We start from the raw sequence: 6,589 nt of genomic DNA, 5'->3' as shown, positions 1-6,589 counted from the left end.
CCGCACCCACAGTGCGGGCCCCGCCCGGCTTTCCGCATGACCGTGCACGCCTCACCCGGCTTTCCGCATGACCGGGCGCGTCTCACCGGCCTTCCGCATGACCGTGCGCGAAGCCCGGTCAGCTCCGTGGTGCCGCCCGCAACGTCTCCGCCTCCAGCCAGCGCAGCGCGTCGTCACGGGAGTACGCGGCCCCCTCCTCGTACGCCTTCTTGAAGCCGTCCTCGCCGAGCGTCGCCACGATGCGGTCGACCAGTTCGCGCCACTCCGGCTCGCCCCAGTCGAAGGCGCCGCGCATCACCTGGCTCATGCCGAGCGACCTGGCGCCGTCCTCGGGAGCACCCTCCAATGTCCGCAGGCCGCCCAGGAGTTCAGCCACCCAGGCGAGCGCGGCGCCCGCTCCCTGGCCGAACAGGGCGCCGGCCGCCACCGGCAGCAGGGCTCTGGCCTGTACGGCGTCCCCCTCGGCGAGACGGTTCTCGATGCGGGTGCTGACGATCAGGTCGCGGGCCAGTTCCCTGAGGGAGTCGCGCCGGGCGCTGAGCGCCTCAAGGCGGTCGAGGGTCGCGTCGGACTGCGCCAGGTCACCGGCCCTGCGGTGCACATTGGCCAGGCCCACAAGGATGTTGGCCTCCAGGCGCAGCTGTCCGCGCGCGCGGGCCTGCCGGTGTGCGGCGTGCAGATCGCGGAAGGCGCCTGCCAGGTCGCCGCTGCGCCGGCGTTCGCGGGCGAGTCTGGCCTTGCTGAGGTAGAGGTAGTCCTCGGTGCCGAGTTCGGAGCTGAGTGCCACGGTCCGTTCGAAGGTGGCGATGGCCTCGGGGTACTCGCCGCGCAGGGAGTGGTCACGGCCGATCGGGAGCAGGCTCATCACGAGCCCCCAGCGGTCGCCCACCTCCTCGAATCCGCGCAGGGCCTCGATCCGGGAATCGGCGCCGGTGACCAGGTCGCCCTGTTCGGTGAGGGCGAAGTCCCGTGCCAGATGGGCGCCGGCCCGCACCCAGGGGTCGGGCGAGTCGAGGGGGTCGTGGTCCGGGCTGCCGCCCGGTCCTGAACCGGCCGCGGGGAAGGAGACCTGGGACATCCGCAGGAGCAGTACACCCGGGTGGAACTCACGTGCCGTCGCCGACTCGCCCTCGACGGCCGGACGTCCGCCGTCCCCTGGACGTACGGAACCCAGTGCCCGTACACCGTCCCCTGACCGTACGGAATCCTGTGGCCGTACGGGATCCCCCGCCCGTACGGAATCCGGTCCCCGTACGGAATCCGGTCCCCGTACGGATTCCGGCCCGACCGTCTCCGCCGCATACGTGTCGAGCTGGGTGCTCATCCCCCTGATCCCCCAGTACCAGAACATCGCCCCGGCGAAGCGTGCGGCCAGGTTTCCGTCCCCGGCGTCGACGAGCGAGCGCAACGCGAGGACGAGGTTGTCGTGCTCGGCGTCGAAGACCTCGATCGCGCGCAGTTGTTCGCCGGTACGGAGACGGGGTTCGTGTTCCTCCGCGAGGGCCAGGAAGTACGCGGCGTAGCGCCGGGTGACGGCGTCCCCGGACTCGGCGTCGGCGAGCTGCCTCGCCGCGTACGCGCGTACCGTCTCAAGCATCCGGTAGCGCGGCTCGCCCTCCCCTTCGTCCACGGCGTCGACCAGCGACTTCTCCACCAGGGCGTCCAGGATGTACGGGATGTCGGCGGCCGGGAGCGACGGGTCGGCGCAGACCGCTTCGAGCGCCGGGACGGTCGCGCCGCCCGGGAACACCGCCAGTCTGCGGGCGAGGATTCGCTCGGGTTCGTCGAGCAGGTCCCAGCTCCACTCGACGAGCGCGAGCAGGGTGCGCTGGCGGGGCAGGGCGGTGCGGCTGCCCGAGGAGAGAAGGCGGAAGCGGTCGTCGAGGCGGCGCGCGATCTGCTCGACGCTCATCGAGCGAAGCTTCGCCGCGGCCAGTTCGAGGGCGAGCGGTATCCCGTCGAGCCGACGGCAGACCTCGACCACGGCGTCGAGGGTCGAGTCGTCGAGCGTGAAGTCCGGCCGGACCCCGGCGGCCCGGTCGACGAAGAGGCGGACGGCCGGCGACTGCGCGGCCTCGGCGGGCTCCGGTGACCCCGTCGGCACGTCGAGGGGGCCGAGGTGGCACAGGGACTCGCCGGTGATCGCGAGGGCCTCGCGGCTGGTGGCGAGAATCCGCAACTCCGGGATCTGGTCGAGGAGTTCGGCGGTGAGTTCCGCGGCCGCCTCGACGAGGTGCTCGCAGTTGTCGAGCAGGAGCAGGGCGTCGCCGCTGCCGATGAGCCCGGCCATCCGCTCGGCCGGAGTGGCCCGCTGCCCCTGGCCGGCGTCGTAGAGGCGACCGTCGGTGGAGCCGAGGGCGCCGAGGACCGCGTCCGCCAGCTGGTCCGGTGCGCTCACACCGGCGAGGGGCACGAACCAGATCCGGCCGCGGGCGTGGGCGCGGTCCCGGGTGGCCGCTTCGAGGGAGAGCCGGGTCTTGCCCGCGCCGCCGGGGCCGACGATGGTGACGAGCCTGCCGCGGGTCAACTGCCCGGCGAGCCGGCTTAGTTCACCGTCCCGGCCGACGAAGCTGGTGAGCCTGGCAGGGAGGCGGCTCGGGGCGGCCTCGGCCTGCTCGGCGGGTGTCTCCAACTCGCCCCGCAGCAGGGCCAGATGGATGTCCCGCAGCTCGGCCGACGGATCTACGCCGAGCTCGTCCCCGAGTTGCTCCCGTATGGACTCGTAGACCGCGAGGGCGTCGGACTGCCGTCCGGCCGCGGACAGCGCCCGCATCCGCAGCCCGGCGACCCGCTCGCTCAACGGCCGTTGCGCACCGGCCGCTTCGAGGTCGGCGAGCACCTCGCCGTACCGTCCGAGCCGCAGCTCGGCGTCGCAGCGGTCCTCGGCCGCCGCGGTCCGCAGATCGTCGAGCCGGGTCGCGACGGGCCCGGCGAACGGGGCGTCGAGGACATCGGCGAGCGCCGCGCCCTGCCACAGCCCGAGCGCGGTCGCGAGCAGCGAGGCCGCCTCGGTGGGCCGCCCGGCGGTGAGTTCCCTTCTGCCCCGGGCGGCCAGCTCCTCGAAGCGGTGCACGTCCACGTCCTCGGCCCGTACCGAGAGCTGGTAGCCGCCGGACGCGGACCGCACCGCCGCGGAGCCGCCCAGCGCCCTGCGCAGCCGGGACACCAGCGCCTGCAGCGCGTTGGCCGCGTCGGCGGGCGGCTCCTCGCCCCACAGGCCGTCGACGAGCGAGTCCACCGGCACCGAGCGGCCCTCTTCGAGGGCGAGCCTGGCCAGGAGCATCCGCAGCCGGACGCCGCCCACCTCGACCGGCGTCACTTCATCGGCGTACACCTGAATCGGTCCAAGCAGCACCACGCGCACCACGGCGGTCTCCCCCTCCGGACCGACCGGCCTGCCGTGTCGATCATCGCTCCAACGCCGGGTCAGCATCACCCACTTGACGCCCCCGGTAAAGGGCCGCCCGGCGCGGGACGGCGCCGGGCGGCGCTGGTCGGCTTCTCGGTCGGGCGGTGAGTGTGCGGTGGGGTGTCTACTTCGGGGCGACGAGCATGCGTTCGGCGCCGAACGTGGCGCCCGTGTGGGCGTACATGCTGGTCTCGCCGTCGGACCAGCGCACGACGAGGTCGTCGGGCCAGCCGTTGGAGTCGTAGCTGCCCGCCGTCATCACCGCGTCGTGGGACCAGATGCTGTCGGCCGGGGCCATCTTGACCTCCTTGCCGAGGCCTCCGGGGCCGGTCTCCTGGAACTGGGAGACCTCTCCGTCGGACCAGCGCACCAGGGTCTCCCAGTTCTTGCCGCCGGTGAAGTCGCCCGCCGTCACCAGGGTGGCGTGCTTCCAGGTGTCGTTCGCCTTCAGCAGCTGGTGCTCGGTGCCGAAGCCCCTGTCGCCGACGGCGGTGTAGTCGGAGACCTCGCCGTCGCTCCAGCGCACCAGCAGGTCGGTGACGTTGTTCGCGGTCCCGAAGTTGCCCGCGGTGATCTGGTCGGCGTGGCTCCAGACGGAACCGGCGTCGGCCAGCTTGATGCCGCCGCTCACGCCCTTGGTGCCGACGTCGGGCAGGATCCTGACCTCGCCGGAGTCGAACACCACCAGCAGGTCCGAGCCGTTGCCGCCGGAGAAGTCCCCGCCGGTGAGGGACTTGACGCCCTTCCAGGTGGCGCCGGGCGCCGCCAGCCGGCGCTCGCCGGTGAAGCCGCCGTTGCCGTCGCCGGTGTACAGGGTGACCTCGCCGTCGGTCCAGACCACGATCAGGTCGCCCTTGCCGTCACCGGTGTACTCACCGGAGGCCAGCAGCCTGGCGTGGGACCAGGTCTCGCCGCCGCCCATGGAGTACGGCAGCGGTGGCTGGTCGTAGGTGGTGCCGTGCGTCAGGTGCTCGTTGTTCTTCGCCTCGTCGTACAGGCGGAAGAACCAGTCGCCGTGCATGGGGCTGTAGGTGAGCCAGTCCACGTTCTCGTCGTTGCCGCCGCCGTTGTACCCGCCGACGTTTCCGATGATGTCGCCGGTGCCCTTCGCCCAGTCCACCCGGGAGAACCAGGGGCCGCCGGAGACACCGCCCCACATGCCGCGGCACTTGGCCTGGATCTGGTAGAAGCCCGGCAGCGCCTCCGTCTGCGTCGGGCACCGTACGCCGTGGTCCTCGGGGTTGTGGCTGGAGGGGTAGCCGACCATCGTGACCTTGTTCAGGTAGGCCGGTGTGCGCAGCAGCTTGCTGGCACCCACCACGTCCTGCGCCTGCTTGCCGCTGCCGGACGCTTCGAGCCGGCCGAAGGCGAAGTCCAGGTCGGAGATCGGCTTCTTGGTGTTGTGCACGTACCGGTTGTCGGTGAACCAGGTGGAGATCCGGTAGAAGCCGAACGGCTGCTTGTCGAGGGTGTACTCCGCGGCGTACATCGGAACGAAGACGGCCATGCCTCCGGCGCAGTGCCCGGCGGTCAGGATCAGGTTGTGCCCGGGGCTCTCCACCACACTGGCGGAGCACTTGTGTGCGTGCATCCGGTCGGTGGTCGGGTCCGTGGTGTAGGTGAAGATCGTCCCGACGGACTTCAGTCCGAGGAAGTGCTCCGCGGTCGGCATGTCGGCCGCCGCCGCGGAACCGCGTGAATCCGCCCGCCGCTGCCCGGACTTGGCGCTCGGGCTCGCCTTCTGCGCGGGCAGTGCCGGGTCGGTTGCCGAGTCCATGCGTTCAGGTGTCCAGAAGCGGAGGGCGTCCGCGTCCGACCAGGCGCCGTCGGCGTCGGCGTCGCCGGTCGCTGTCCCGGTGGGTCCGGAGGACGGCTCGCCGGACGGCGCCGTCACCGAGGACGGACGGGGCGTCGGGGGTGACGGTGTGACGTCCTGGGGCTGGGCCTGGGGCTGGCTCTGGGCCTGGGCCTGGGCCTGGGCGAGACTCACCCCTCCTGTCAGGAAGAGGGCGGTTCCGGCCCCGAGGGCCACAAGGCGCGATATTCGTCTGTGAGAGGTAGGCAAGGAACGCTTTCTGGTCAGGGGACAACTGCCTCCGGACCGGAAGCGGCCGGAGGGGAACCGAGGAACACTGGGGCAGGCAAAGGAAGTTGAGGGCGGGCTGCGGCTGCCGGGTCGGCCGTCTACTCGGAGGCAGCGGTCTTCCGGGAGCGGCGGCGCACCGCGATCACGCCGCCGACGGCGAGGGCCACTCCCGCGGCCGCGACGGCACCGGTGACCACCCGGGACGGGCCGTGCGCGGCGGGCTCGCCGGCGACCGCCACGTGCTGCTTCGTGGTCTGCTGCCCGTGGTGACTGACCACGGTCAGCGTGTAGCGGCCCTTGGACAGGTCGTCCCGCAGCCGTGTGCGGCCCGCGTAGACCGTGCCGCCGTCGTCGCATTTGCAGCCCGGGTCGTCCGAGCTGTCCGTCCGGATGGTCAGCGGGCCGTCGAAGAGGGGTGACGTGACGGTCAGGGAGTCCTCTCCCGGGGCGGCCCGCAGGTCGGTGAGGACCACCCGGACGTCACTGCCCGGCCGTACGGGCGCAGGTGTGTCGCTGCCGGGGAACGCGTCCGCGGGGCCGATGACGAACCGGCTGATCTCCGCCGAACCCTCGGCCGTGACCTTGAGTCGCGCGGTGGCGACCGTACGGCCATGGCTGGTCGCGGTGGCCGGATAGGTGCCCGGGCGCAGACCCGGGCGGATGCGGTGGTCCGTTCCCGGCTCGTCCTTCTGGACCGACTGCGTCGACCCCTTCTTCACGGGAGTCAAGGTGATCGGCTCCTGAAGGGCGGGCGAGGTGACCTCGACCGAGTCCCATCCCGGTCGCATTCCCTCGATGCTGAACCAGAGCCCGTCACCCGCCTCCAGGGTCCTGCCCTGAGGCACGTGGTACTCCAGGCGGACCGCCGCGGACGAGCTGTCGGCCGGGGGCGGGTTCGCGCCCTCGGCCGATGCTCCCGCCGCCGCCCCCAGCAGGGACACCACGGCAAGACCGGCTGCGCCCACGGCCCTGACAGCGTTGCGGAACAACGAATCCCCTTCGGTCGGCGACGGTTGGGCCGGTACGACCCCATCGAATCCGTATCGGATCCGTCGACCAGGAAGAGGGCGGGAGCGCGCGGTAGGTTGCCGGTG

General features: G+C 72.1%; 3 protein-coding genes. All 3 read right to left on the bottom strand.

The features are described from left to right. Nucleotides 1-118: 118 nt before the first annotated feature. Nucleotides 119-3,355 (bottom strand): BTAD domain-containing putative transcriptional regulator, encoded by a 3,237-nt coding sequence (locus ACN6LB_RS36900; protein WP_445029667.1) that lies wholly within the window; start codon nt 3,353-3,355, stop codon nt 119-121. Nucleotides 3,356-3,533: 178 nt separating this feature from the next. Further along, the gene (locus ACN6LB_RS36895; RefSeq protein WP_445029666.1) at nt 3,534-5,399 is read right to left on the bottom strand and encodes a trypsin-like serine peptidase; all 1,866 of its coding nucleotides are present in this window, start codon (nt 5,397-5,399) and stop codon (nt 3,534-3,536) included. 194 nt (nt 5,400-5,593) lie between these two features. Continuing rightward, nucleotides 5,594-6,484: a hypothetical protein gene (locus ACN6LB_RS36890; protein ID WP_445029665.1), complete on the bottom strand. Its 891-nt coding sequence runs from the start codon at nt 6,482-6,484 to the stop codon at nt 5,594-5,596. Nucleotides 6,485-6,589: the final 105 nt, after the last annotated feature.

The sequence above is a fragment of the Streptomyces sp. SAS_270 genome, assembly GCF_052543295.1.
Note: the sequence above shows the minus strand (reverse complement) of the source record. Positions and strands in the feature narration are given on the sequence as shown.